Source organism: Corallococcus sp. 4LFB, assembly GCF_046520365.1.
GTDB classification, from domain to species: Bacteria; Myxococcota; Myxococcia; order Myxococcales; family Myxococcaceae; genus Corallococcus; species Corallococcus caeni.
In genome coordinates, this window is the sequence record NZ_JBKGHJ010000006.1 from 25,313 (window position 1) to 52,116 (window position 26,804).

Here is a 26,804-nt window from a genome sequence, read left to right on the forward strand (position 1 = left end):
GCCCTCGTTGCTCAAGGACATCGCCCCCGGAGCGATGGGGAGCACCCCGGAGGCGGGCGTGACCGTCGGCGATGCCGTGTTCTTCGTCGCCGACGACGGTGTCAGTGGCGTCGAACTCTGGCGGAGTGACGGCACCTCCACCGGGACCACGCTCGTCAAGGACATCCTTCCTGGCGCCAATGGCTCCTCGCCCTCCCAACTCACGGGGGTGGGCCGCACGCTCTTCTTCATCGCGGACAACGGCACGAACGGGCTTGAGCTGTGGAAGAGCGATGGCACGGCGGCGGGCACCACGCTCGTCAAGGACATCGTCCCGGGCGGGGGCTCCAGCCTGCCCACCAGCCTCCTGGCCCTGGGTGACAGTCTTTACTTCGTGGCGGACGACGGCGTGTCGGGCTTCGAGCTGTGGAAGAGCGACGGCTCCGCCGCGGGCACGACGCTCGTCAAGGATGTCTTTCCTGGGAGCAACGGCGCACAGCCGACGTCGCTGACGTCCGTGGGCAACACCCTCTTCTTCGCCGCCGAGGACGGGGTGTCAGGCTATGAGTTGTGGAAGAGCGACGGCACGGCGGCAGGGACCTCGCTCGTCAAGGACTTCCGCCCGGGCCCCGAGTCCTCCTTCCCCTCGGAGCTGACGGCCCTTGCCGGGGGGCTCTACCTCGTCGCGGATGACGGCACCCACGGGTCAGGTCTCTGGCGGAGTGATGGCCTCGCCGATGGCAGCCGCCGCATCGAGCCTCCCTCCGCCGTCTCCCACTCATCCCCGGAGCAACTCAAGGCGGTGGGCAGCACGCTCTTCTTCAGCATGAGCGACCCCATGCATGGTCAGGAGCTGTGGAAGAGCGACGGCACCCCGGAGGGGACCACGCTCGTCCGAGACGTCCGCACGGGGGAAGCGACGCGCTCCCCGCGCAGCTGACGGCCATGGGGACTGGCTCTACTTCGTGGCGAATGATGGCGCCCACGGCCGCGAGCTGTGGCGGAGCGACGGCACGGCCACCGGCACCACGCTCGTGAAGGACCTGCGCGCCGGCGCCGACAGCTCCGGGAGCTCCACGCTGACCCGGGTGGGGCCGGTACTGCTCTTCGTGGCGGACGACGGGACGCACGGCGCCGAGCCCTGGAGCAGCGACGGGACCGAGGCCGGCACCCGGCTGGTGGCGGACCTGGCGCCCGGGGCCACGGGCTCGGACGCACGGGTCTTGAGCCTGGTGGGGAGCTCCGTCTACTTCCGCGCCACCAACGGGACGCAGGGCGATGAGCTGTTCACGGTCCCCGCCGCCAGCTTCGGCGATTGCGCTCCTCCCACGGTGGTCTGCGCCAGCGACGTGACGGCGGAGGCCACCGCCGCGAGCGGGGCCCGGGTCTCCTATGCTCCCGCGCAAGGCGGCGATGACAGCGGCACGCCCCCCCAGCTTGGCTACAGCCTCGCCAGCGGCGCCGTGTTTCCGCTGGGGGACTCGGCCGTCGTAGTCACCGCCACGGATGCCGCGGGAAACACCGAGACCTGCTCCTTCGTGGTGAAGGTGCGTGACACCACCCCGCCCCAGGTGACGTGCCCGCCCGCACAGGAGGTCGTCGCTTCCGGCGACAAGGGGGGCGCCGTCGAGTACGGCGCCGCGCAGGCGACGGATGCCGTCTCCACGGTAACGCTGAGCTACAGCCCTCCTTCCGGAAGCACGCTTCCCGTGGGCCAGACCTCCGTCGAGCTCACCGCCAGCGATGCGTCGGGCAACAGCGCGAGCTGTTCCTTCCCGGTGCGCGTCGTGTCCCAGGCGACGGAGGACGCATCCGGATGCGGCTGCCGCACGGGGAGCGCGGCGGAGGCCACCGGGTGGTTGGTGGTGTCCCTGGCGGCCCTGCTGCGCCGCAGGCGGCGCGAAGCCTCCGTACGCCGGGCTGAACCCCGTTCCCCCCTGACGCGGCCTCTCCGGCCCGTCCTCCCAGACCGAGGCTTCGTCATCCACGGGCGCGCATCCAGGCGCCCGTGCTGGCGGGCCATTGCCTTGCCTTCGCTTCACGCGGCTCAAGTGACGTTCACCGACGTTCAGGAGAAACACCATGCAAAGCAGTCTCAGCCGATGGATAGGAACCGTGGCGCTCGGCCTGTGGGTGACGGCCTGTGGAGCGCCCACGGCGGAAGAAAGCGCCCAGGCCACCACGGGAGGCGCCTCCCCGGTGGAGGCCGCACCTCATGAGGAGGCCCTGCCTGGCACGAGGCCTCCGGGATTCAAGCCGGAGGCCCGCCAGCTCCGGCAGGAGCGGGTCTCCGCTTCCGCCTTGAACGTGCTGAAGGTCACCGAGTCGGGCTTCATCACCCTCTCCATCGACGGGCTGGGGACCAACGGGCCCAGCGGCGTCGTGCAGGCAGACAAGCCCTCTGCGGGCGCCACCGTGCGCCGCGCCTACCTGGCGGCGGCGAGCACGGGCTTCTCGGGGTACAGGCTCGGCAACACGGACGTTCGCATCGACTCCCAGGCCGTGGCCTGGAGCACCAGCATCGCCAACAGCATCAGCTCGTGGAACCACTGGGCGGACGTGACGTCCCTGGTGAAGGGGAAGCTCGACGCCGCTCCCGCGGGCCGCGTGTCCTTCACCATCTCCGAGGCCGCCACGTCGCGAGTCGAAGGTGAGGTCCTCACCGTCATCTTCGACAACCCGAGCGAAACCACCGTCAACACGGCCATCCTGCTCTTCGGGGCCCAGAACACCACGGGTGACACGTTCAACATCTCCCTCTCGGAGCCCCTCAACAAGAACGACCCGAAGCTGGCCCTGGACCTGTCGCTGGGCATCTCGTACGGCAGCCAGATTGGCTCTTTGAACGAGCAGCAGCGCAGCACGGTGGACGTCAACAGCCAGCGGTTGACGTCCGTGGCGGGCGGGCAGGATGACGGGGCTTCCGCCAACGGCGCGCTCCTGACGGTGGGCGGCCTGGATGACACCAACGACAACCCCTCGCCCTTCGTCACGGGCCCGGGTCCCCGCATCGACGACGAGCTGTACAACGTGCTGCCCTTCGTGAGCCACGGTGCCACGCAGATCGCCATCAACACCTTCAACGCCTCGAACGACGACAACATCTTCTTCGCCGCCTTGTCGCTGCGCTCGGCGGTCGCCATCGTCGGCGAGGGCATCGTGCTCGGGCCTACGCTGGCGACGAGCGACGTGGGCCAGTCCCACACGGTGACGGCCACCCTGCAGGATGACCTGGGCCGTCCCCTGGTCAACCGGATGGTGTCCTTCCTCATCAACGCCGGCCCGAACGCCGGCCGCACCGGCCAGGCCGCGACGGACAGCACGGGCCACGCCAGCTTCACCTACGTGGGCAGCGGCGGCGTGGGACGGGACCAGGTGCAGTCCTCGTTCGTGAAGAACAGCGGGGAGGTGGCGCTGTCGAACCTCGCCCTCAAGGACTGGACCCAGACGAAGCGGCCGCCCACGGCGGTGTGCCGCGACCTGGTGCTGGACGCGGGCGCCACCTGCGGCGTCTCCGGCAACGTCAACAACGGGTCCTCGGATCCGGACGGCGACCTGGTGGGCTGCACCCAGTCGCCCGCGGGCCCCTTCGGCCTGGGGACCACCTCCGTCACGCTGACGTGCGTGGACCAGACGGGGCTGTCCAGCAGCTGCACCGCCAGCGTCCGGGTGGTGGACAGCAGCGCGCCGGTGCTCAGTTGCCCCGCGAACCAGCAGGCGGAGTGCGTGGGCGGTGGCGCGAACGTGGACACCGGCAGGGCGAGCGCCAGCGACAACTGTGGCACGCCGTCGGTGAACAGCCCCTCGCCGGCCTTCTATCCGCTGGGAACCCACGTCGTGACGCACACCGCGACGGACAGCTCGGGCAACGGCGCGTCCTGCACCAGCGCGGTCGTGGTCCGTGACACCCAGGCTCCGGTCGTCACGCCGAACCCGGTCACCGCCACCCTGGAGTGCAATGTCGGCACGTACCACGAGGCGGGGGCCACGGCCGCGGATGCGTGTGTGGGCAACCTCTCGGGCGCGGTCGTGGCGTCCAGCACCGTCGACACCTCGCGCCCGGGCAGCTACACCGTGCACTACGGCGTGACGGATCCCTCCGGCAACGCCGCGAGCGCCTCGCGCACCGTCAGCGTGCAGGACACCCTGGCTCCCACGGTGGCCCTGGTGGGGTCCGCGTCGCAGAGCCTCGAGTGCAACGGCGGCGCGTACGCCGACCCCGGCGCCACCGCGTCGGACGTCTGCGCGGGTGACCTGACCGCCAGCCTCGTCCGCTCCGGCTCGGTCGATGTCGGCACGGTAGGCGTCTACAACATCGGTTACACCGCGACGGACGGGGTGGGGCTCAGCGCCTCGGCCAACCGCGAGGTGACGGTGGTGGACACCCAGGCTCCTTCCATCGTCTGCCCGGGGCCGTTGATCGTGGAGGCTCCGTCTTCGGAAGGGGCGGTGGTGACGCCCGCCGCGGCCCATGCGACGGATGCGTGCGCAGTGGCTTCCGTGACCGGTCCCCCCACCCAGCTCTACGCGCCCGGCGCCACGCCCGTGACCTACACGGCCACGGACTTCGGGGGGCAGTCGGTGAGCTGCGGCAGCACCATCTACGTGACGGATCCGTCGGCTTCGCCGCCGGACATGACCATGTGCAACATGCCCCGCTACACGCGCGATGAGCAGCTCAAGGCGTGCGGCTACATCCTGCCGGGTCCGAGCGGCGCGCCCATCATCTTCGCGTACTTCACCGTCAACGATGGGGCGCCCATCCCGGTGGAGCCGGAAGTGGCGGGCGGGCACGCGGTGCACTTCCTGACGCTGGAGGAGGGCACGTACACCATCGTACTCACGGCCATCGACGCCCAGGGCGGGGTGGTGTCGCAGACGCGCCTCGTCACCGTGGATCGCACCGCGCCGGCCATCCGGATCCTCTCGCCCCTTCCGGACGAGGCCCAGCCCTCCGTCTGGGTGGACATCACCAGCGAGGTGACGGATGCGTCGCCCTCGACGGTGTCCACCAACTGGGTGGAGCAGTCCAGCGTGGGCGAGGGGACGAACACCGTCACCCACTCCGTGCGTGTGGCGGATACGGGCTACAACGACGTCATCATCACGGCCACGGACGCCGCCGGTAACACGGGCGAGTTCATCGGCCGGGTGTACGTCTCCGAGTAGGAGCTGTGCTCGGGGCCGCCAGCCGCGGCCTCGTGAGCCTCCGCTGTCCAGGGCCGTCCGCGGGGGAAGGACCTCTTCCTTCCGCGGGCGGCCTTCTCATGTCCCGCGACCGGACGCGAAACTCCGGCCATTCCTGCTCCCCTCGCTGCGGCGGCTCGGCGGGCTCGGTGCGCTCCCGTGGCGGAAGGGGCTGCTCCACCTTCTTGCGCATGAGGCGCCTGGTGGCGCTCTCCTCTTCCTCCGTCCGCTGCCGCCGGCGCACCAGGCCTGGGGTTCGTCCACGAATCACCACGGCCGACACCGCGAAGAGCTGGAACAGGGCTACCTTCACGCAGCGTCTCCACGTCCGGGCCCAGCGTGCATGCTCGGAAGATGGAGACGGACCGGGAGGATGGCGGTGCGCCGGTTACCGGGGGCGCGCGCCCTTCGCGGCGAACTCGCGGACGAGCTCGTCGTACGCGGACCACTCCGGCAGCGTCGCGTAGGAGTGCACCGCGGGCGTCGTCGCCCAGGGCAGCTTCTCGTCCGTGTAGGTCTCGATGAACGGCACGAACCAGCTCCGGTCGTCGAGCATGGTCGGCCGCAGGTTCACGAAGCTGTCCAGGCCCTCGGGCCGCGTGAACATCCACGTCATGCAGTAGTCGCAGAACATGTGCTTCGACGCCCCATGCAGCCCGCCCACCACCGGCTCTCCGGAGAGGATTTGGAAGCCGGGCGTGGGCACCGCCAGGGACAGGCTGAACGCACTGGAGCTCATGCGCTGACAGCCGGTGCAGTGACACGCCATGGCGAGCAGCGGCGGCAGCGTGACACGCAGGCGGACCCTTCCGCAGCGGCACCCTCCGTCCCACGGCAGCTTCCACTCAGCAGCAGGATTTTCCATCCCTCCAGCGTGGACCGACAGCCGGCCGCTCGCAAGGAGAACCCAGGCCGCCGCGGGACGAGGTGTCGCGGACGTGCCACGGGGAGGCATCCCGCCATGCGACAGAGGGCCGGGGTGAAGAACAGGCTCGTCGACTCCTTCCGCCGCATCGCGCCTCTGTCCGACGAGGAGGCCCAGGCCATCCTGGACAGCATGGGGGTGAAGACCTGCCAGCTGGCCAGCGACATCCGCGTGAAGCCCGAGTCGCTGAGCCGGATCCGGAAGCGCATCGCCACACGCGGCAAGCCGGCTACGCCGCGACGGAGGGCGTGACCGTCCGGAACCCCCTGGTGATGGTGATGAGCCAGCCTCCGAGGAACAGCTCGAACAGGCCGCCGGGCCCGGAGAAGAGGATGCCCCACGGCAGCCCGAAGAGTTCGAGCACGGCCCCCTACCGGGGTGCGCCCTGTGCGACCCAATCGATGACGGCCTGCTTCTGCGCGGCCGACAGGGGGCTTCCCTTGGGCATGGCGCCCCCGGAGCACGCGGGGCTGCTGTTGGTCGCGAGGATCTTGTCGATGAGGAAGCTCTGTCCACGCAGCGGGCCACAAGCCTGCACGCGCAGCCGCTGGCCACACCCCTTGCTGCTGGTGGGGACACCGACCAGCTCGTTGTAGGCGTTGCCAGCGGTGAGGTTCACCGGCGTGGAGGCGGTCGCGTGACAGCCGCTGGTGGCGCAGGTCGCCGTGAAGATGGGCTGCACGTCCGACGCCAGCGTGGACACCTTGCTGGCCACGCCGAACGTCACGGGCGCGGACGTCTCCCGGCCCGGTGCCGGGTGGACGACCGTGACGGTGGCGGCATTGCCGGTGGGCGCGGCGGCCACCAGCTCGGCGGGAATGGCGGCGCGCAGCTCGCTGGAGTTGATGAAGGTCGCCGCCACCGCCGTGCCGTTGAAGGAGAGGCTCGCGCCCTCCTTGAAGTTCATCCCCTGCACGGTGAGCGTGAACGCCCCCGAGCCCGCCACCGTGCCGCAGGGGGACAGCGCGGACACCGTGGGGAGCACCACGCCCGCCGCGGTGACGGTGAAGGTGAGGCTGGCGCTGGCGCCCCCTCCGGGCGCCGGGGTGACGACGCGCACCAGGTGCGTGCTGGCCCGCGCCGTCAACGACGACGCCACACGGACCTCCAGCCGCTGCGGCCCGTCATGGGTCGTGGGCACGGCGAGGCCGTCCACCTCCACCTGGCTTTCGTCCACGAAGCCACCACCGCCCAGGGAGAGCACCACCTCGCCCACCCCCTCCTGCACGGCGGAGGGCGTGAGGGTGTCGAGCGTGGGAACCGGGCGGGCGGGCAGACCTCCATCCAGGGTGGAGGGCTCAGGTGCACCGGCGCAGATCCACCCGGCCACGTCTTGCAGCGCGGCCGCATCCAGGAAGGGGCCGCCCTGGGGCATGCGTCCCTGCGCGTCCGGCCGCAGCTTGAGATACAGGCGGCTGCGCTCCGGATGACCGGGCTCCACGAGCAGGAGCGAGGCGTCGCCGAGCGAGGGCCGCTGCACGGTGGCCTGCCACAGCTCGTGGGCGTCACGGAAGGTCAGGCCCCCCGCGCCGGTCTCATGGCACCCCGCGGTGCAGCCCGTGGGGCTCTCCGCGGCGAAGTGCGCCGCATGGACCTCCTCCAGCGTGCGCGGGGCGACGCCCTCGCAGGCGCTCGCGGTGGAGGTGCCGGGATCGGGGAGCACCTCGGCGTCCCGCTGCTCGACACAGCCTGTCAGGCCCCACAGGGCGAGAGTGATCATCCGCGCGAAAAGCGAGGCGCGCGAGGTCACGCCCGCCGTCGGGGCGCTCCGGAGGGATTCTCCCTGCATGCCAGGAAGGACTCGCATCCCCTCGCGGTGGCCACACCGGGGCCGGGGGCTGAGCCCGGCGGCAGGGCCCTGGAGGGGAAAGCCTCCGGAACAGTGTGGTAGTAAAGATCCAGTCCTGAAACCGGAGGCTCGCGTTGACGTTGTTTCGAGTGTGTCTGACTTCCCTGCTGGTGTGTGTGGTCGCGTGCGGTGATTCAAATCCAGCGGAGACGCCGGATGCCGGGCAGTCCCGGCCCGATGCGAGCGTCGAGACGCCGGATTCGGGCGGCCCCGTACCGGACGCAGGCACCGAGGAGCCTGACGCGGACTCCGGGACGCCCGACTCCGGCACCGAGACGCCCGACGCCGGCACGGAGACTCCGGATGCGGGCTCCGGGACGCCGGACGCAGGTGGGTCCACCGACGTGAACGTCATCGACAACGGGGGCTTCGAGGAGTGGCCCGGTGAGCTTCCGGCGCTGTGGTCCGGCAGCACGTCGAACATCGATGAGGTGCAGAAGGTCACGACGCAGTCCTTCGAGGGCGTGAACGCGGTCCGGTTGATCAACACCTCTTCCACGCACCGGCGCTTCAGCACCGTGGCGAAGTCGATGCCCGCGGGCCGCTACTCCTGCAGCTACCAGGCTCGGGGGACCGGCGAAGTCCGCAACGCCTTCTTTGGCACGGCCTACTCCAGCTACTCGTCTTACACCTCCGTGACCCCCCAGACGTGGACCCGGGTGGCGTATACCTTCAACGTCGCCAACGCCGTCTACGAGACGTTCGAGCTCATCTTCAGCGTCCGGAACACCAGCGGCGAGCATGTGCTCATCGACGACGTCCGCTGCGTCCGGGCCCCGGAGCCTTGTGATCAGGTCAGCTGCGAGGTCTGGGCGCGTTGCGACAACGCCACCGCGACCTGCCAGCCGCTCTCCGGCCGCTGCGACGACGCCACGGACTGCAACGCGTGGCAGACCTGCGATGCGACCCACACGTGCGTGACCGCGGAGGGTCGCTGCGTGCGCCATGCGGACTGCGCGGGGACTCCGGAGACGCCTGTCTGCGACACCGCCACGCACCTCTGCGTCGAGGGCGACCCTTGCGCTGGCGTGACGTGCAGCAACCCCGCGACGAGCTGCAATCCCACGACGGGCGTGTGCGAGCTGGCCGAAGGGGCCTGCTTCACGACCTACGACTGCCTTGGCGCCCTGCCCGCCTGCGACCCGGCCACCAGGCGCTGCGTCGCGGCCGACCACTCCGCGAACATCATCCACAATGGTGGCTTCGAGAGCTGGAGCACCCGCCCCATCCCCTACTACGGGAACAACTTCGTCCCTGACTTCTGGTACGGCCTGGACAACGGCATCACGGACCCGGGCACGGAGCTCAAGCCCTCGCGGCTCATGCGCTACACGAGCGCGGTGCACGGCGGCTCGGCGGCGCTGCAGTTCGTGGTCCCCATCCAGGTCGCGGAGCGCTTCTCGCTGGAGAAGTTCAACGTGCCGACCGGCAACTACTCCTGTTCGTACCGGGTGCGGGGCCACGGCACCATCCGCCACCGCCTCTATTCGAGCGCCGGCTGGAGCCCGCAGACGGACTTCATCGCCGTCGACAGCGATGAGTGGCAGCCGGTCTTCTTCCGCTTCACCGGCAACGTGCATGACTGGCGCCTGCTCTTCTACCCGAGCCGCAGCGTCGCCGACCGCGACCACCTCCAGGTCGACGACGTCGTCTGCACGAAGGACTAACTGCTGCTTCCGGGCGCTCATTCGAGCTGCTTCAGGGCCTCGGCCGCTGCTTCTCCTGGTCCCCGCGAGGCAGCGCGTGAGCAGTGTTCGGAGCAATTGCACTCCCGCGCATGTTCCCAGGGGCCGACACCTCCGTGCCCGTCCATGAGGGCGGGCACGGCAGTCCGGGTCAGGGTGCAACGCGGAGGGTAACCCCAGTCCGGACACTTCCGGCGATGGCGTCGATGCGCATTCCCAGCGTGTCCTTGGGGACCAGGATGCTGGCGCGGAAGGTGCCGTACGCATCCGAGACGCCCGCGGCCGGAAGGACCTGTGTTGCCGGGACGGCCTCCACCCGGATGGGGATGCCTGGAGCGGACACGCCGTCCAGCGTCGCGAGGACAGTCACTTCGACCACCTCGCCCGCGGCAGGCAGCACCGCTTGAGCCGGATCGACCCGGAGCTCCAGGACACCGCGTGGACCGAAGCTCACGCGTTGCTCCCGGGTGGCCCCGGCGAGCGTCGCCCGCACGAGCACCTCGCCGCCTTCGGGCCAGGCCAGCTCCACCTCGCCGGCAACATTGTCACATGGGCTCTGCGGGCTCAGCGTCGCCACGGCAGAGACCTTCGCGCCTTCCGGAGCAGCCGCGGTGACCAGCTCCACGGTCGCGGAGATGGGCTCGCACAGGTGCGGAATCACTGCCTCCAGCCGCACCTTGAACGTCCCTCCGGATTGAAGCGGCAGGGCGCCGTTGGGCTGCATGTCCGGGAAATGGAGGGACAGCCCCGGATCGAACTCGGCTTCAGGGTTCGCGTCATAGCCTGTCACCGTCTCGTTCCCGCCGCATGCGGCCACCACGACCCACAGCGCCAGCCACACCCCACAGAACGCCTTCATTGCGTCACCCCCACGGTCTTCAGCAACGACTTGCCGGCATCCGTCAACGCTGACGTGTCCACCGCGAGCCCCACTGACCATCCCAATCTCGGCTGGTATTCGAGTCCGGGGGGAGCGGGCACCTTGGGCTCCTCTGCGTTCGCCACGGCGATGCGGGAACCCAGCGGGGCCTCCTTCGTGGCCGTCTGGACGAACCGCAGGCTGGGGCCCGTGGTGAAGAACACCCCGTGTGTGAGCTTGATCCCCAGGCGAACTCCGACCTGCGAGAACGTCCCTCCTGACGTGCCCACGAGCAGGCTGGGGCCCAGTGCGACCAAAAGGTCTTGGCTCAAGCGCACCCCGAGCATGACCGAAATGGAGGCTACATCCTGCGCGCGGTAGTCACCTCTCAACTCGTAGACCCTCTGCGGGCCAGCACTGCTTCCCAGCGCCACGTAACGCGGGGTGGTAAATCCCCCCTGTCCCTCCAGGGCCGCCGTTCCCGCCAGTTCCACCAGAAGTGAGAGGGTATCCTCACGGTCTGCATTCAAGACCACCCGATTCCGGACCTTGGCGTTCTCCTTCGACGGCTCGCAGGGCTGGCCATCACACACATAGATTTCACGCCGCGAGCCTTTGTCGAGCGGCTCCACGATGAGGGTGCGCGTCCCCGTGCGCGCAAGGGATGGCGCGCCCACGTCCACCTTGAGCGTGACCTCCACGTTCCCTTCCGACGGCCCAGCATTCGCGGGCGGGCCTTGCGGCTTGCCTGGACAGACGAGGGAAGGCCACTCCGCGCTGAAACCCAGGAGTCGCTGAGGAGACGATTTCGCGGGTGCACCCAGAGAAGCGGCAGGCGCCCGGGCAATCCCGCCCAGCATCTTGGCATTCGCCAGGAAGGTGATCGCCCCCGCCAATGCCTCCGCGGGACCTTTGGGCTCGGCGAGGCTTTGACTCGTGCCCACAGCCAGCTCCGCTCCGGAAACAACGTCGTGCAGCAACACCGCGAGCGGCTCATTGCTCCCGGAGGGAAGATCCTGCTTGGAGTCGCCTTCACCGTACGACGCCTCGACGATTCGCGAACCCTCCACCATGGGCAGCTCGACCTGGGCCACCAGATGCGAAACCTTGTCGGAGTGGAGCCAGTTCAACATCGCGACCTGCTTGCAATGCTCCTCGTATGCCTTCCCTTCGACCTGCGCTCCAGGTTTCAAGTCCCTGGCGGCCACCTGCAGCGCATCACGGAACTCCTTGCGCCAGTCCTTGAAGGCGTCGTCCTTCAACGCCTGGTCATAGCGTTTGAACGCCTCGGAGACGGCTTTCAATTTCACCTCCAGCGTTCGCTCCTCCTCGCAGATCTTCTTGAGCAGCGCGGGCCCCGAACTGGTGGATTTCCCATCCGGGCAGGCAGCCCGGAGCTGTTCGACGACGCTCGCGGCTTCGGTGAGCGCCCCCACGACGGAAGCCTCCACGTCGGCCTTGGGAGTCGGCGACACCACGAACCGCTTCACGGCATCCGTGATCGCGTCCACATTCGCCAGGTTCCGGAGCGCAGCCTGCTCACGCTCAACGAACTCAGGCGTGAGCAAGACCTTCTCCCGTTCCTCGCGAATCGATTGGAGCCGGGCCTGCTCCTCTCTTCCCCGGGCCAGGTCGAACAGGCGCACCACCAGACGGTCCTTCTCCGTCGCCGCGTCCGCATCGGGAAGCAGATACCGCAACCCGTGGTTGACGGGACCGCAGGCGACAGGGTGGCGCACACCCTTGGGAGTGACCCGCTCGACCTGCACCCAAGCCGAGCGGTCATTGCCCCCCAGATCGACCGCCATCAAGGGCTTCGCGTCCCTGACGAGCTTCACCGCGCCCATCCTGTTGATGACGAACCGCGGGTCCGACGGGAGGCCCAGGCGGGGAACGACCTCAACACCCGTGCAGAGGAGTTTCATTTCGTCGCTGTCGGCGGCGGGCACAGGCTCCGCCGCATTCACGGGCATCCCCGTGAGCAGCCATCCCATGGCGCACAGCGCCGCCAGGGCCCTGGTATGGAGGAGACGTCTGCGAACGACGGGTGTCTGGACAGGCATTTGCCAATCTCCACGATGGTTTGAGCAGGGAGCGAACGCCAACGCCGCCGCTGGCGAGGCCCCCCCCGCTGCGGCCCCAACCACGGCGGCGCGGCGAACCATCACTCAGCACCCTTCGTGCCAGGACTGTTCTCCCAGCGACATGCCCTCGCGGTGTCCAATCGGCTTGAATCTCCCGCGCCGGAACTGACCAGCCCGGTGGACAGTTTCTATCGGCCCGCCCGGGACGGGGGCTGGCATGCAACGTGCTCTCCTCAAGGGCATGCACGCCGCGAGGAGGCCATTTGTCTCACTTGTAGAGGGTTCTAGAGTCTCGGGCATGACCGAGCTGGAAATCCGCCTGACCCGCGAGCGGGGCCTGTACCTCCAACTGCTCCGCATCCTGGGGGCCACGTCGCCCAGCGAGCCCATGCGCGACGTGCTGACGGCGCTGGTGGAGCTGACCCAGGCGGAGCGGGCCTATCTGGAGCTGTATGAGGATGCGACGGCCGGGGGCCGCCGGTGGTCCCTCGCCCATGGGTGCTCGACGAGCGAAGAGGAGGACATCCGCGCGGTCACCTCGCGTGGCATCGTCGCGGCGGCGATCGCCTCGGGGCAGACGCTGCATACGCCCTTCGCATTGCTCGACCCGCGCTTCTCCGGGGCCCGCAGCGTCAAGGAGCAGCGGCTGGAGGCGGTGCTCTGCGTGCCCTTGAGCGGGAGCGGCCCGGGCGTCCTCTACCTCGAGGGTCAGCGGGGCGCGGGGCCCTTCTCGCCGGAGGCGGTCCAGGCGGCGGAGACCGTGGCGCGCTTCATCGGCACGGCGGTGCAGCGCGCGGGCTCCGGAAGCTGGCGGGAGGCGGAAGACCCCACCCTCCCCTTCCGGCAGAAGCTGCGGCTGGAGGCCATCGCGGGCCGCAGCCGCGCCATGGCTCACGTCTTCGAGCAGGTGGCACTGGCGGCGCCGCTGGATGTCTCCATCCTCATCACCGGTGCCTCCGGCACGGGGAAGACCCAGCTCGCGCAGGCCATCCACGACAACAGCAAGCGGCGCGGCGGCCCCTTCGTGGAGATCAACTGCGCGGCCATTCCCGAGGGGCTCATCGAGAGCGAGCTCTTCGGGTCACTGCCCGGGGCCTTCCCAGGCGCGCGGCGCACGGTGGGCAAGGTGGAGGCGGCGGAGGGCGGCACGCTGTTCCTGGATGAGATCGCGGAGATTCCGCTGGCGGCCCAGGGCAAGCTGCTGCAGCTGCTCCAGTCCAAGCAATATTACGCCCTGGCGAGTTCCCGGCTGGCGAAGGCGAACGTCCGCGTCATCGCCGCCACCAACGCGGAGCTGGAACAACAGGTGGCGGAGCGGCGGTTTCGCGAGGACCTCTTCTACCGGCTGAATGTCTTCACGCTGCGCATGCCAAGCCTCACCGGGCGGCGGGAGGACCTGGGATGCCTGGTGGAGCAGCTGCTGGAGCGACTGTCGGAGGAGCATGGGCTGCCGGCGCTCAGGGCCTCCCCCAACCTCCACGCGGCCTGCGAGGCAGCGGAGTGGCCCGGCAACGTCCGGCAGCTCCGGCACCGGCTGGAGGCGGCCCTCATCCGCGCGAGCGCGGAAGGCGCCATGAACGTCGAGCCACGCCATCTGACAGACGGTGCCCGGGCCCAGCAGGAGGGTCCCCTGTCCTTCCATGAGGCAACGCGCCTGTTCCAGCGGGACCTGCTGCGGCGCGAATTGAAGACCTCCGATTGGAACGTGAGCGAGGTGGCCCGTCAGCTCGACCTCACCCGCTCGCATGTCTACAACCTGATCAAGACCTTCGGACTGACGCGGGAGTAAGGCGTTGGTCCTTCACGCATTACCACACGCGGTCTGACACGAGGCACATCATGGATGACACCCGCTCGACGCTGGACTACTACCAGGCGGACATCTCGACGAAAAAGCACCCAGACGAGCTGCGCGCCTGGTGGTTCAAGGGCTTGGTGCTCTACGACGCGTTCAAGGTCAAGTTCGAGAGCCGGACCACGAACCTCGAAAAGAAGCAGGACATCCTGACCTTCCGCTTCGCGCGGGATGAACAGCTCGGGCCGTTCCGCGTCGACCTCAAGGATGACTACAAGTTCGCGTGGTCGGGACTGCCTTCGACCGTCCAGTTCGCCACGAAGGAAGCACCTTACGGCTTCCTCCTGCTGTCGCCTGCGTGGGTGGCAAGCCAAAGCAAGACCGTCGGCGTGAACCTGCGTAGTTTCGTGGAGGGCGGAGGGAAGTGGCCCATCGGCGGTGGAGACAAGAACCAGCTCAAGTCCATCCTGGAGCAGATTGAAGACAAGCAGCTCCGGGATCGCCTCTCGGACCTGCTCTCGCCCCTGTTCGGCTAGGCTTCCAGCGCGAACGCCCATGGGAATCCACCTCACCGTCATCTCCTATCCTCGGCTCATCCACCCCATGTTCGAGGAGGTCGCTTCCGCGGCGAACAATCAGTCCGACGAACACAAATTCGTCAGGTGCCAGGATGGAAACGGACTGCGCCTGGCCATCAAGAACAGCAAGCCCCGAGGCCCCGATGAACGGCCTGAAGTGTCGGTCCTCGACCTCGTGGGACACGGCCGCCCGGGCTATTTCAAGCTGGGCGATGAAGTGCTCATCGACGACGGTAAAATCGAGTCCGACGTGATCCGCGAGCTCAACGAGCTGCTCCCTCCCGACGCCACGGTCCGGTTCCTGGGCTGCCTGACGGGCACGGAGGACACGGGGCTTCGGATGTTCAGTGCCGTCCGGAAGGTCCTGCAGCAGAAGATCGCCGTCTCCACCGACGTCCTCCATCCCTGGCACTTTGGCCAGACGGGGCTGGTGGATACCTACCGGGGTCTATTGCTTTCTTCCGACGTCCAGGAGGCAGCCACCTCGCTGGCGGAACCGCCACGGCATCGCCAGCCAGGGTAGCGACGCGTCAGCGCTCCCCGGGCCGCGCCTGGGATGAGCGAGCACGGGGACGCTCCACGCAGCGCATCCCGATCCCGAACTCAAACCGCCGGGGAGGCAGGTGGTTGGTCCAGGTGACCTCGTGGTGTCCTTGATCCACGGGGGCATCCCACCTGCCTCCCATGAGGCTTCGCAGGTTCTGGAAGTCCCCTTGCATGGCCGTCGTCTCGGTCCACTCCGCGACGTTGCCGGCCATGTCGAGCAGGCCATACGGGCTCTGGTCTTCAGGGAAGGAGCCCACGGGCGCGACCCCCGGGTACGGGTCTTGCCCCAGGAGGTTCGCGGGCGGATGCTTCCTGGCCACCCGCCAGACGGTCTTCCGCTTCGGCGCCGGATTGACGCGCCGGCCCTCCGCGTCGAGCGTCAAGCCGCCCCGGAAGCCCTTGCGCCACTCGTCCGCGGTCGGCAGGGCCTTTCCCAGGTAGCGGCAGAACGCCTCCGCGGAGTACGCGTCCAGTCCGGTCACCGGACTCGCCAGCTCCAGCGAGCGCGAGAAGATGGGATGCTGCGGTGGAAGCTCCCGCACATACGGCGTCCGCCGGAGCACGCCCTCCTCGAAGAGGCGGAACTGACCGTTGGTGACCTCGGTCTGGTCCATGGCGAAGCCCGCCACATCGATGAGCCGCTCCGGCTCGCGCGTGTCGTCGTCCTCCGGGCACCAGAAGGGCCCCGCCGCGACGGGAACCAATCCGACACGCGAGGCCTCGCACGTCGGAATGGGGAGGCGAATCTCCTGGAGGGGGACGCGCTCCCGGTGACCGGGGAGCCGCTCCAACCGGAGGATGGACGGGCCGCAGCCCTCACGCTCCACCACCAGCCACGCCGGCCGGGAGGGAGCCTCCACGCGCTCGCGCAGGGTCCCGTCCGGCTCGCGGCGAAGCTGCCGCCGCTGGAGGTCCGGCGCCCGGTAGGGCACCGCCTCCTCGGCCTTCGTGTCTCCCTGGACGGGCGCCAGACGCCAGCCCGCCACGTCGGACCGCGAGGCCTTCGTCCAGCGCTGCTCCATTGGATCGAAGTCATGGGACTCCAGGACGAGGTCGAACTCACCGATGTCCGCCGAGGCCAGGCGGATGGTGGCCTGCTGGCGGACCGCTTCGAGCTGGTTCTTCCGGAAGGCCAGCGCCGCGAGCACCGCGGCGATGGAGACCCCGACCAGCAGGCTGATGAAGCCACTCCACAACCACCGGCGGCGGCGAGCCAGGGCCCGGGCCCGCCGCTGGCCCTCCTCCAGGAAGGTCCGCGAGCGCGTGGGCAAGGCGATGTTCCAGGCCTCCACCCGGCGCAGGGCCTGCCGCAAGGGCTCGTCCGCCCAGGTCTCCCCATCCGGCCGGCCCCGCTGGTCCCAGAGCCGTGACGCCTCTTCCAGCTGCTGCACCAGCATCCGTTCTTCGCGCGTCTCCGCCACCCAGCGCGTCAACGCGGGCCAGGTGGTCGCGAGCGATTCGTGGGCCAGTTCCACCAGCGCCTCGTCCGTCTGGGGGTCCCGGGTCGTCACCACCAGCCGGTTGGCGTGGAGCTTCTCCAGCACGCCCGGCGCGGAGTCCGTAAGCCCCTCCAGCAGCTCGGCCAGGGGGCGGGGCCGGCGCGTGCCCTCCGCGGTAACCAGGCGCAGCAGGAGGATGCGCGCCGCGCGAACCTCCTCCGCGGGAAGCTGTTGCAGGAACTGCTGCGCATGCGAGGCCAGCGCGCCTCCCGCACCGCCCAGGGCCTCGTAGTCGGAAGCGCGCAACAGGCGCGAGTCGACGTCCCGCCGCTCCCACAGCGCCATGCAGACGAACTGGAGCAAGGGCAGCCCGGCGGGCTGGGCCTCCACCTCTTCCACCAGCCGCGGTACCAGCGAAGGCGAGTCGACCGAATAGCCCACGCGCCGCAGGGGGCCCGTGATGGCCTCCCTCAGGGCCGCGGGCGTCAGCCTGGCGAGCGCGAACGCGGCGCCCAGCGAGGGCCGCAGCGGCTCCAGCCGCGAGTACTGTCCCAGGTAGTCATCCCGCAGCACCAGGACGATGCGCCAGGGTTCCTCCACGGAGGCAGCGGCCCTCAGGCACGCGGCGACCCGCGCGGCCTCGTCGGGCGAGGCGAGCGTGAAGACCTCCTCGAACGCATCCAGCGCCAGCAGCACGCCGCCGCCCGTCTCATGGCAGAGCCGCCGCAGCAGACGCACGACCTCGCCGGGGCGGTTCGCGAGCGCCTTCGCGACGGCGCTGACGGAGGGCTCTCCCTCCCGCCCCGTCCCCAGCAGGGCGGCGAGCCGGGTCAACGGCGTGGGACCAGGCCGGGCGTGCAGCACCGTCCAGCGCTCCATCTGCCGGTACCGCGCGAACACGCCCGCATGGAGGAAGGAGCTCTTGCCAATCCCCGAGGGGCCAATCAATGGCACCAGGGGTTCATGGCGCAGGCGCTCGACGAAGCCATCGAGCTCCAGCTCCCGGCCGAAGTAGTCCCCTGCGTCGGCCTCGGTGAACGGACGCAGGCCGCGGAAGGGCGCCCGGTCCGCCAGACGGAGTGATTCAGGGCTGAGGGCCTCCGACAGCGCCTGGGCCACTTCCCTCGCGGTGGGGCGGGCCTCGGGCTCCAGCGCGAGGCAGCGCTCCAGCACGTCTCCCCCTGGCAATCCGCGCAGCCGGGGGGAAAGGGCCAGGGGTTTCGGCGTGAAGGCGAAGGTGGCGAGCTGCACGTCGTCGAGCGGGCGCCGTCCCTCCAGCAGCTCGCACGCGATGATGCCCAGGGACCAGAGGTCCATGGCGGGCGAAGGGGGGACGCCCCGCCAGCGCTCTGGCGCCATGTACGCCGGCGTGCCGGACGCGGCGCCCTGCTCACCGCCCGCGTCGCGCGCCAGTCCGAAGTCCACGACCCGCACCCGGCCGTCCCTGGGGATGAGGATGTTCTCCGGCTTGAGGTCCGCGTGGATGATGCCGTGCTGGTGTGCCTCGGCGATGGCCTCCGCGATGGCGCGGCAGATGCGCAGCGACTCATGGAGGCCGGGAGCCTCGCGGGCGAGCCGCTCCCGGAGCGACTCGCCATCCACGTACTCCAGCGCCAGGTACGGGCGTCCGTGATGCCGGCCCACCGCGTGCACCGTGACGATGTGGGGGTGGCTGAAGCGCGCGGTGGTGCGCGCCTCGTCCATGAGCCGCTCCGCGTGCTCCTCCCCGAGCAGCTCCACCTTGAGGAACTTCAGCGCCACCCGCCGACCCAGCTCCTCGTCCTGCGCGAGGAAGACTTCGCCCATCGCTCCTTCCGCGAGGAAACGCACGATGCGGAAGCCATCCACCTGGCTGCCCACCTCGATGGCGCCAGGCCCCGAAAGGGACGGCGCGGCAGGTTCCCCTGGCATCGGACCGCGAGTGTCCGCCAATGGCATCCGGGTGTGCAACTGCACACCGGGCCAGTGAGGCGGACTCCACCTCGGGAGCTCCGCGCCGTCCATCCGGTTCGACAGGCCCCTGGCATGCAGTCGCCCGGAGTGGACAGGCGAGGCAGGGCACGGGCAGGGAGCGACACGGGGCGAGCCATGGCCAGGGGGCGGCACGCTTCACGCACTCCCGTGGGTGCGAGCGGCCCTCCTCCCATGCCGCGAGAGCTGGAGCATCCGTCTCATGACGCTTGGGCCCTTCGGTCTGTTCTGGAGCATGACCCTGGTCGTGAATCCACCCCACGCCGTGGAGCCGCCCGCCCGCCGCGCCGCGCATCCCGTGGCCTTGTCGTTCGAGGACAGCACCCGGGTGATGTTCAAGGCCCGGGGCGTGCCGCGACCCACCGCGGACGGACACGCGGCATCAAAGGCCGTGAGCCCCCGCGCCGAACGGGTGCGCGCCACCCAGGCCATCGCGGGAGGCAACGAGGCCGCCCCTGGGAAGTGGCCCTTCAGCGTCGCCATCACCTACCGGAACCAGCAGGGAACGCTGACACAGTATTGCGGTGGCTCGTTGATCACACCGGACACGGTGCTGACCGCCGCGCATTGTGAGGTCTCCACCGGCCACTACGCCATCATTGGCAGGCATGACCTGTCCACGACCCGGGGCCGGGCGCTCCGGATCGTCGCGGTGACCTCGCACGTGCGTTTCGACGACCAGAGCCTCCAGAACGACGTCGCCCTCCTCCGGCTGGCCGCCCCCGTGGTGGAGTTCGCCCCCGTGCAGCTCGCCGGGCCGGACCTGGTGCTGGACGAGGGCCAGGTGCTGACCGCCCTCGGCTGGGGCCGCGCGCGCGAACAGCGCTCGAGCGCACCGGTCCTGAGAGAAGTGCAGGTGCAGGTAACCTCGCCGGCGGAGTGCGCCACCCGCTACCTGCGGGACTATCCCATCACGCCCAAGATGCTCTGCGCGGGCGCTCCCAGGACGAAGAACACGTGCCTGGGAGACAGTGGCGGGCCGCTCTTGATGACCACCGCCGAAGGCAAGGTGCTTCAGGTGGGCATCACGAGCTTCGGGGTTGGCTGCGCCCGCCCGGGCTTCCCTGCCGTCTACACCCGGGTCTCCTCCTTCCGGAAGTGGCTGGGTTACCCGCAGTCACCGTGAGCTCCCCTGCATGCGAAGGAACCCCCCGCCGCGAGTTGATTCGCGGCGGGGCCATGCACGGCTCAGGCAGCGTCGATCAGGAGGTCTTCATCCCGGACGTCGTCGCTCTCAGCCCAGTCGCTCTCGGTCGAGCCGCGCCCCATGCCGGGGAGCCCTCCGGCCCTGGGATAGACCCTGGCGACGAACTCGGCATCGGACGCGGTGATGTCCACGCCGCCACGGATGGGCTTGCCGTCGACAGTGATGGCCCCCGGAAGCTGGTAGCACATGATGGAGTCCTCATCCGCGGGAGTGGCCATGATGGACGCATCCTCCAGGGGCGTGAGCACCTGCTGGTCCACGGCCGCACGACTCCAGCCCTGGTTGCGCAGGAAGTAATCGTAGGCCTTCTGGCGATCAATCCGGTTCACCAGCTCCCTGCGCATGTGCTCGTGAGGCATCCCCAGGGTGTGACCCGCCTCGTGGCGAACCACCCGCCTGAACTCGCGCTCATCCGTGCTCATGGTGAAGCCCTGCAGGTTCAGGGTTGGCAGATGTTGCGGGATGAGCAGGACGTCCGTTCCCAGGTAGGACCAGTATCCCTTCAGCTCGCGCGCGATCCGGATCTGCCCGACACCGGAGGTCTCGACGAACTCAATGCACCCGAACCGGGCCCATGCGTTCAGGTGCGTGACGATACGCCTCCGCAGGTCCACCGGCGCATTGTCCAGGAAGCTCACTGTGAGCTTTCGAGGCCTGGGACCCCAGTACTTGGAGGTGATCACCGCCGCCGCCATGGGAGTGGGCAAGGCGCCCTCGGCCGCCGCGGCGATCCTTCCGAAAACAGGCTCATTCACGGGGTTGAGCCTGCTGGCCACCTCCGCCGCTTTCATCAGGAGGCGCTCGGGCAATTGTTTGACCGAGCACCCCGGCTCGCCCGGCGCGGCGGCCTCCTCGCCGGCCCCTGACTCCGCCAGGTGTGGAACCTCCCGTCCGTGCAGCCCCTCCAGTGAGTCAGCCCTCGCCAGAAACCGCTCGAGCCCCTTGGTTCGCATTGCCATGACATGTCCTCCCCGACATCACCTGCTGCGTTGAGACATCCGTGAAAATCACCCGTGACTTTTGGAGATGAGCTGGGTGGTGACCACTTCATGGGCGGGGCGGAGCGGAACCGTGGCGTCGGCCGCGGCACGGAGCGCATCGGAAACAGCCATGGTCGCCGGTGTCTCGTGACGTGCCAGCATCTCCGCCGCGACAGAAAAGGCCCTGGAGACATCCGGAGCAGCGAGCCTGCGCGCGGCCTCGGGCAGTGACTTGAGCCCGGTGCGCAGGTCCACCAGCACCTTCACCAGGTCATGCCAGAAACGGGAACCCAGGGTCGTCGTCAGGCCCATCAGCAAACAGCCGGTGACCTCCTTGAGTGGATCCGCCGGGACATCTTTGAACCAAGAATGCAGGTAGCAAGCGAAGAATCCCTGCGTTCCATCTGAGAGGAGCGCCAGGAGATTGGCGCGAGTCACGAGCGCCAGGATGACGGCGGGCGCCCAGTTCCATCCTCCCACGGTGAGACGGTCCAGCAGCACCTTCCTGTCCGGCAAGCGGGCCTCGAGCGCCCGGATCGCCTCGAGCACACGCTCATGGATGCCCGAGAAGACGGCGATGATTGAAAAGACTTCCATGAGCCGATCCATTGGTCACTCCATGGCTGACGTTGTGTGTGAACCCCGGCCTTCCCATTGCGGAAACCATGCCGACCTGGGGAGCGCCTGGGGTGAAGCCCAGCGACGAGCGGCCCTCTGCTCCGGGCGCGCTCGCGCTGTCCTGCCGGGACGACAAACGGCGATGACGTCTGTCCAATGAACTGGACAGCGAAGGGCTCAGCGAGTCCGCGAGCGCTTCGCCCGGGGGGGCTCCGTGTGAGCCGGGGCAGGCGCGGCCGTGGGGGCGAACAGGAACCCTGGAAGGCTACCGGCCCCCAACGCCTGCATCATCGCGGGCAGAAGCGGGACCGGGTCCGGGCTGCTCCATCCCATCAGCAGGGGGGACTTCCCGGGGTCGTCCTGGATGAGGACCAGCCGGCAGTCGCACGCGAACGTGACCTGGATGCCCTCGTGGCGGAGGCTGAAGTCCGGCTGCGCCAGGGGTTGACCGCGGCCCCATGGCTGGAAGCCCGCGGGGAAGAACTGCTTCCAGTGAAGCAAGGCCTCCACGTCCCGCACGTCCAGATTGAGCAACTGGGTGAGGTACGGGGTGCGCCCAGACGCGGCTCTAATCGCCGGAACCGCGAAGGGAACCGGCAAGGGTCTCGCGATGTCGGTCCTGCGCGAGGAGTGAGTCGCCGTGAAGCTCTTCAGCAGCCCCTCGGGACCGAAGTGCTCCGGCTCAACCCGGGCCGTCGTTCCAATCACGGTCTTGCCTCCCAAGGCCGCGGAGGCCGCCTGGATCGTGGCAAGACCCTCTTCGCCAATGCCGGTCAGGCATCCCAGAATGCGGACCTCGACGTCCTCGGGCAGCTCCCTCGCCAACTGCTTGAGCACCGGGTGCGGCTCGCGCCCCAACTCCAGCAGGTTGTCGTCGCCGAGCCGGAAGCGTGTGGGAGAGCCATGCCCCACGAGGTCGAGACGTGTGAGGTAGCGCCCGGCGCTCATGACGAGTTCATAGAGCTGGGCCGGGTCCTGGCACCGGCAGAAGCGGTACTGCGCGCCCTGCCGCTCTTGCGAGTCCTGCCTTTGTACGTTGAAGGCAATGTTCTCGAAGACGGTCTCCATCTTCCCCGGGTAGGAGATCACCGTGAGGTAGGAGTCCATGGTGCGTTCAGCCCTCCGACGGGAGGTGCTCAGCCATCAACTGCTGCACCTGCTGGCGCACCCCTTCGTCCTGCAGCGCCTCAAGCAGCTGAAGGGCGAGCGCAGGAGCCAAGGCAGCACCAATCGGCCATTTGCCGCCCCCCGCGGCGAGGCTCTCGGGAACAGCGTTGTTCGACAACCACAGCGGCGTCAGGAAGAGGAACCCAAACTGGTCCTTGCCCCCCAGCTGAGCCGTCGAGGGCAGGTCCGGCCAGACATGGCTGTGCTCGAGTTGCAGCTTCAGCTCAAAAGGCTTGTCGGCGGGTGATGGATGGCCGACCACGAAGAACCGCAGCACCCGCACCCCATCCTCGATCGTATTGCCGGCGATCTTGACCTTGAACGGCAGGTACCCGCTGTACGCAAGGTTATTTGGCAGACTGCGGTCCCACCATGCGGTCAGCTCACCCGCGCTGGCGGTGGGCAGGCGCGTGGACTCCATGAACCTACTGGTCTTGTCGGCATTCTCCATGAGACCCCCTGGGTTGTGAGACAGCGAAAGGCAAAGCATTTCGCGCGCCACGGGCCGTCCCAGCAGACTCCCTCGCGAAACCGTCCACTCCTCTGGTCAGGGAGTCCTTCAACGGTCCAGGCCATTGGACAACTCCAGCCCCGACGGGTCCGTATCCTTTCGCGAGAGGCAGCCCGGGACACGTACCAAGGGGGAGAGGAGAAGCTCGCCTTCCACCATCCGCGCTCGAAGGTTCGCGTGCGGCACCTCGACGGCGCCGACACCGAGCAGTACGTCGACTGACGCCTCAGCCCACGCGGAACGGAACCTGCCGCTCGAACTCGCGGCTCGGCACTCCGATGATGGAGTACGCGGGGGACTGGATGGGCGGCATGGTGCGCAGGATGCGGCGGTGGAACGTCGGGTAGGAGCCCTTGAACTTCCCGCCGTTCCACACGCGCAGCAGGTTGGCCGTGAAGAGGCCGTTGTAGACGCCGTCGCTGGAGAGCTGGTTGTCCTGGCAGCCGGAGATGAGCAGCACCGTGGCCTTGAGCGTCAGCCTCGGGTCCTCCTTGGGCAGCCCCTTCAGGATGGCGTCGTACATCGCCTTGTTCTCGCGATAGGTGCGCTGCTCGATGCCCTGCGGCATCTCCTTGAAGTGCCGCTCCGTGGCCTCCGTGCTCCGCATGGAGTCCACCAGCAGCTGCAGGCTGCCGCTGGAGCGCAGGGCCGCATAGGCCACGCTGCTCACCGAGCCGCTGTGGCAGCTGTCGGAGAGCATGAAGACCCGCACGCCTGCCTTGAGCTTCGACATCGCGTGGTAGATCTCGTCGTCGACGAGCTCCCCGTCGTACAGACACCACGTCTCATCCAGGCCGTCGTCCTCATCCCCGTTCATGTCAGGGAGCTGGCCGCCGTGCCCCGAGTAGGTGAACAACAACAGGTCTCCGGCCTGGAGGACCGACGCCGCCTCGCCCAGCTCCGCGAGCACGCTGGCGCGCGTGGCGTCCTTCGTGAGGAAGGGGCGGATGCGGCTGAACTCCTGCGCCTTCGCGATGCTGATCATGTCCTCGGCGTCCGCTTCGCACGCCTTCAGCTGGCCATCCCAGCCCGCGTAGTGCTTCGGATCCACCGCGTTCAAACCGATGTTGATGGAATATCCCTGTGCCATGACGGTCTCTGCCTCCGTCACTCACGCTGGGGACGGGTGCTCGGGATGGCAGGAGGGAGGCGGAGCGCGCCGCGTGCATCCGGCCCTTCCCCCTGCCAGCCGCCACGCCCTTCCCGTGCCCCCTGCAACGGCCTCCGGGAGCCCGGGGCTCGCTCCCTCCGCTCCCTCCGGGCACGGCGCTCCTGGTCGCGAAGACCTCGGGGACGTTCTAGATGATGAAGTCCCAGCCCGCGACGTCCGCGAGCCGGGTCGTGAACCGCAGCCGTTCCTGCACCTCCGACACCTTCACCTTCGCGGCCTCCGAGACGTCGACCCGTACCGCCGACAGGCCATGCAGCACCAGATCATGCGCCACCCCGATGCCCATCGTTCCCGCGCCGATGACACCGACGCTCCGGAGGTCTGTCTTCGGGTCTTCCTGATTCATGGTGGGGTCTCCAGGGATGCGCCGGGCGTAGGGGGCGTGATGCCGAGCGCCCAGCAGTAGAAGCCGAGTTCGTCCACGTCCTGTTCAACGAGCGCCGACATCGTGGTGCCGCCGCCGTGCCCGGAGTCCCGGAGCGGCAGCAGGAAATAGGGTCCGCCGCGCGTGTCCTCGGCCTGGAACCGGGCGACCATCTTGAGCGGGTCATGCGGCGGCGCGATCCGGTCGTTCAACGCGGACACGAAGGCCATCACGGGATAGCCGCGATCCGCCCGGACGTTGTGGTAGGGCGAATAGCTCGCGAGGTACGGCCCTTCGACGGCGTCGTCGGGTGAGCCGTACTCGACGGTCGCCGAGCTCAGGTGGCCGAAGCTCGGGAAGCGCAACATGTCGAGGATGGGCGCCCGGCAGTAGACGGCGCCGAAGGACTCGGGCGCCTGGAGCGCCGTGACGGCGACGAGCAGCCCGCCGTTGCTGTTGCCCCGCGAGGCCAGCCGGGCGGGCGTCGTGTAGCCGGCCGAGACGAGCCACCGCGCCGCCGCGATGTAGTCGTCGAACGCCTTCTGGCGCCGCGTCTTGCAGGCCGCTTCGTGCCAGGCGCGGCCGTACTCCCCACCGCCCCGCACGTTGGCGAAGGCGAGCACGCCCCCCAGCTTCAGCCAGGCGGCGTTGAGCGCGGAGAAGCGCGGCTCCAGCGAGATGTTGAAGCCGCCATAGCCGTTCAGGCGCACGGGCTGCCGGCCGTCGCGCGGCAGGTCCTTGCGGTGCACGAGGAACATGGACACCCGCGTGCCGTCGGGTGACTCGTACCAGACCTGATTTGTCACGTATCCGGACGCGTCGATGCCGACGTCCGGGACGTGGTACGGCGTCAGGGCATCCGTCGCGTAGTCGTAGCGGTAGACGGAAGGGGCCTGCACGTACGACGTGAAGCTCACCCACACCTCGCCGCCGCCCCAGGCTCCGCTGATGCCGCTGACGAGGCCCTCCCCTTCGTTGCGGTTCACCGAGCCGAGGGCCGGCAGCGCGAGGTCCCGCAGCCACGTGCCATCCCGGGCGTGGATGCGCACGCGATGCGAGGCCGCGTGCGAGTAGACGGCGTAGAGCCGGCCGCCGACCCCCGTCACCGTCTGCAGGGGATCCGCCCCCTCCGGGATGAGCGTCCGCCACTGCGTCGGCGCCGCCAGGGACGCGACGCAGAGCCGGCCGCGCGGGGCCTCCAGGTCGGTCTGGATGAGCAGCGAGTCGCCAATCACCTGCACCTGGTTGAGCGACCGCATCTGGGGCGCCACCGGCACGAGCACGTCATCCGCGAGGCGCAGCAGGCAGACGACGTTGGCGTGGACGTAGTCCCACTTGTAGAGCACGGCGAAGCGGCGGCACTCGCTGACCTTGACGCTGCACCAGTACTCCTTCATCTGGTCGTCGCCGAACACCTTGCGCGCCGGCACGCCCGACCCGAGCCGGTGCTCGTAGATGGCGTTCCAGTGGTCCTCGTCGCCCGGAGCCACCTCGCCGGGGTCCGGGCACGCCGCGTAGAAGAACCCGGACGCGTCGGGCCGCCACGCCAGCGACGCGTGGCTCGTGCCCGCGGCCGGTCGGGCAGCAGCCTCCCCGTCTCCACGTCGAGCACGTGGATGATGGCGCCATGCAGGCTGCCCACGGCCTTGCCAAACGCGACCCGCGTCCCGTCGGGTGACGGCACCGCGAAGGCCAGCGCCTCGGTGCTCGCCCAGGTGTTGGGGTCGAGCACCGTCTCCAGCGGCGCGTCCCTGTGGCGCCGCATCATCAGCTTGAGCTTGTCGTCGCTGGCCTCGGCCTGCCAGACGAACTCGCGCCCGCCCGGGCCCGCCGGGATGGGCGGCGAGCGCCGGGCGTAGCGCGCCGAGCGTGCGACCGCGGCCCGCAGG

Annotated in this window: 23 protein-coding genes and 1 pseudogene; 9 read left to right on the top strand and 15 right to left on the bottom strand. The window is 69.1% G+C overall.

The genetic code is table 11. From position 1 onward, the window contains the following. Positions 1-58: 58 nt before the first annotated feature. The 3 genes from ACLEQD_RS01490 to ACLEQD_RS01500 are packed head-to-tail and all read left to right on the top strand — an operon-like array spanning position 59 to position 5,148. Positions 59-919 carry an ELWxxDGT repeat protein gene (locus ACLEQD_RS01490; protein WP_410381159.1) on the top strand — a complete coding sequence of 287 codons (861 nt, stop codon included), beginning with the start codon at positions 59-61 and terminating at the stop codon, positions 917-919. Continuing rightward, positions 822-2,198, top strand: coding sequence for an ELWxxDGT repeat protein (locus tag ACLEQD_RS01495; protein WP_410381161.1), 1,377 nt, complete (start codon positions 822-824; stop codon positions 2,196-2,198). The genes ACLEQD_RS01490 and ACLEQD_RS01495 overlap by 98 nt, the downstream gene beginning before the upstream one ends. Beyond that, entirely contained in the window at positions 2,095-5,148 is a 3,054-nt protein-coding gene (locus tag ACLEQD_RS01500) for an immunoglobulin-like domain-containing protein (RefSeq protein WP_410381163.1), read from the top strand. The genes ACLEQD_RS01495 and ACLEQD_RS01500 overlap by 104 nt, the downstream gene beginning before the upstream one ends. Positions 5,149-5,554: 406 nt before the next feature. Here ACLEQD_RS01500 and ACLEQD_RS01505 read toward each other — a convergent pair whose 3' ends face one another. Further along, entirely contained in the window at positions 5,555-6,121 is a 567-nt protein-coding gene (locus ACLEQD_RS01505) for a GFA family protein (protein ID WP_410381165.1), read from the bottom strand. A gap of 6 nt (positions 6,122-6,127) precedes the next feature. Between ACLEQD_RS01505 and ACLEQD_RS01510 the strand changes: the two genes are divergently transcribed. Beyond that, a complete protein-coding gene (locus ACLEQD_RS01510) occupies positions 6,128-6,343 on the top strand; it encodes a hypothetical protein (protein WP_410381167.1) in 216 nt (71 codons plus the stop codon). Here ACLEQD_RS01510 and ACLEQD_RS01515 read toward each other — a convergent pair. Both ACLEQD_RS01515 and ACLEQD_RS01520 read right to left on the bottom strand, forming a co-directional pair. After that, entirely contained in the window at positions 6,321-6,455 is a 135-nt protein-coding gene (locus ACLEQD_RS01515; protein ID WP_410381169.1) for a hypothetical protein, read from the bottom strand. The two genes, ACLEQD_RS01510 and ACLEQD_RS01515, sit on opposite strands and share 23 nt — an antisense overlap. Before the next feature lie 6 nt (positions 6,456-6,461). Beyond that, positions 6,462-7,754, bottom strand: coding sequence for an IPT/TIG domain-containing protein (locus ACLEQD_RS01520; RefSeq protein WP_410381171.1), 1,293 nt, complete (start codon positions 7,752-7,754; stop codon positions 6,462-6,464). Between the two features lie 260 nt (positions 7,755-8,014). On the opposite strand from ACLEQD_RS01520, the gene ACLEQD_RS01525 reads away from it, so the two are divergent. Next, positions 8,015-9,607, top strand: a complete 1,593-nt coding sequence (locus tag ACLEQD_RS01525) for an invertase recombinase-like protein (protein WP_410381172.1) — start codon at positions 8,015-8,017, stop codon at positions 9,605-9,607. 169 nt (positions 9,608-9,776) lie between these two features. Here ACLEQD_RS01525 and ACLEQD_RS01530 read toward each other — a convergent pair whose 3' ends face one another. Then, on the bottom strand, positions 9,777-10,466 hold the full coding sequence (locus tag ACLEQD_RS01530) for a hypothetical protein (RefSeq protein ID WP_410381174.1): 690 nt from the start codon (positions 10,464-10,466) through the stop codon (positions 9,777-9,779). A 14-nt stretch (positions 10,467-10,480) separates the two neighbouring features. Then, positions 10,481-12,478: a hypothetical protein gene (locus ACLEQD_RS01535; protein WP_410381176.1), complete on the bottom strand. Its 1,998-nt coding sequence runs from the start codon at positions 12,476-12,478 to the stop codon at positions 10,481-10,483. A 388-nt stretch (positions 12,479-12,866) separates the two neighbouring features. On the opposite strand from ACLEQD_RS01535, the gene ACLEQD_RS01540 reads away from it, so the two are divergent. Genes ACLEQD_RS01540 through ACLEQD_RS01550 form a run of 3 tightly spaced genes read left to right on the top strand, consistent with a single transcriptional unit; the run spans position 12,867 to position 15,464 of the window. Beyond that, positions 12,867-14,357, top strand: coding sequence for a sigma 54-interacting transcriptional regulator (locus ACLEQD_RS01540; RefSeq protein ID WP_410381178.1), 1,491 nt, complete (start codon positions 12,867-12,869; stop codon positions 14,355-14,357). Positions 14,358-14,407: 50 nt separating this feature from the next. Then, complete coding sequence (locus ACLEQD_RS01545) at positions 14,408-14,899, top strand: hypothetical protein (protein ID WP_410381180.1); 492 nt, start codon at positions 14,408-14,410, stop codon at positions 14,897-14,899. A 19-nt stretch (positions 14,900-14,918) separates the two neighbouring features. Then, positions 14,919-15,464, top strand: a complete 546-nt coding sequence (locus ACLEQD_RS01550; protein WP_410381182.1) for a DUF4347 domain-containing protein — start codon at positions 14,919-14,921, stop codon at positions 15,462-15,464. Positions 15,465-15,471: 7 nt separating this feature from the next. On the opposite strand, the gene ACLEQD_RS01555 is transcribed toward ACLEQD_RS01550, so the two are convergent. Beyond that, positions 15,472-18,837, bottom strand: a complete 3,366-nt coding sequence (locus tag ACLEQD_RS01555; RefSeq protein WP_410381184.1) for a protein kinase domain-containing protein — start codon at positions 18,835-18,837, stop codon at positions 15,472-15,474. A 262-nt stretch (positions 18,838-19,099) separates the two neighbouring features. On the opposite strand from ACLEQD_RS01555, the gene ACLEQD_RS01560 reads away from it, so the two are divergent. Beyond that, positions 19,100-20,023 (top strand): serine protease, encoded by a 924-nt coding sequence (locus tag ACLEQD_RS01560; protein ID WP_410381185.1) that lies wholly within the window; start codon positions 19,100-19,102, stop codon positions 20,021-20,023. A 62-nt stretch (positions 20,024-20,085) separates the two neighbouring features. Here the strand turns inward: ACLEQD_RS01560 and ACLEQD_RS01565 are convergent, their stop codons facing one another. The 9 genes and pseudogenes from ACLEQD_RS01565 to ACLEQD_RS01605 form a co-directional block, all read right to left on the bottom strand. Continuing rightward, positions 20,086-21,063, bottom strand: a complete 978-nt coding sequence (locus ACLEQD_RS01565; RefSeq protein ID WP_410381187.1) for a M12 family metallopeptidase — start codon at positions 21,061-21,063, stop codon at positions 20,086-20,088. Positions 21,064-21,111: 48 nt separating this feature from the next. Continuing rightward, positions 21,112-21,693: a hypothetical protein gene (locus ACLEQD_RS01570; protein WP_410381189.1), complete on the bottom strand. Its 582-nt coding sequence runs from the start codon at positions 21,691-21,693 to the stop codon at positions 21,112-21,114. A 186-nt stretch (positions 21,694-21,879) separates the two neighbouring features. Next, positions 21,880-22,809, bottom strand: a complete 930-nt coding sequence (locus tag ACLEQD_RS01575) for a hypothetical protein (RefSeq protein ID WP_410381191.1) — start codon at positions 22,807-22,809, stop codon at positions 21,880-21,882. A gap of 7 nt (positions 22,810-22,816) precedes the next feature. Then, the gene (locus ACLEQD_RS01580; protein WP_410381193.1) at positions 22,817-23,320 is read right to left on the bottom strand and encodes a hypothetical protein; all 504 of its coding nucleotides are present in this window, start codon (positions 23,318-23,320) and stop codon (positions 22,817-22,819) included. Positions 23,321-23,606: 286 nt separating this feature from the next. Next, positions 23,607-24,470, bottom strand: a complete 864-nt coding sequence (locus ACLEQD_RS01585) for a caspase family protein (RefSeq protein ID WP_410381195.1) — start codon at positions 24,468-24,470, stop codon at positions 23,607-23,609. 208 nt (positions 24,471-24,678) lie between these two features. After that, complete coding sequence (locus ACLEQD_RS01590; protein ID WP_410381196.1) at positions 24,679-24,897, bottom strand: 3-hydroxyacyl-CoA dehydrogenase NAD-binding domain-containing protein; 219 nt, start codon at positions 24,895-24,897, stop codon at positions 24,679-24,681. Then, complete coding sequence (locus ACLEQD_RS01595; protein ID WP_410381198.1) at positions 24,894-25,673, bottom strand: prolyl oligopeptidase family serine peptidase; 780 nt, start codon at positions 25,671-25,673, stop codon at positions 24,894-24,896. The genes ACLEQD_RS01590 and ACLEQD_RS01595 overlap by 4 nt, the downstream gene beginning before the upstream one ends. Positions 25,674-25,814: 141 nt before the next feature. Next, a pseudogene (locus tag ACLEQD_RS01600) lies at positions 25,815-26,420 on the bottom strand (S9 family peptidase); the annotation flags it as partial. After that, positions 26,309-26,683, bottom strand: a complete 375-nt coding sequence (locus ACLEQD_RS01605) for a hypothetical protein (protein ID WP_410381200.1) — start codon at positions 26,681-26,683, stop codon at positions 26,309-26,311. The gene ACLEQD_RS01605 and the pseudogene ACLEQD_RS01600, both read right to left, overlap by 112 nt. Positions 26,684-26,804 lie beyond the last annotated feature (121 nt).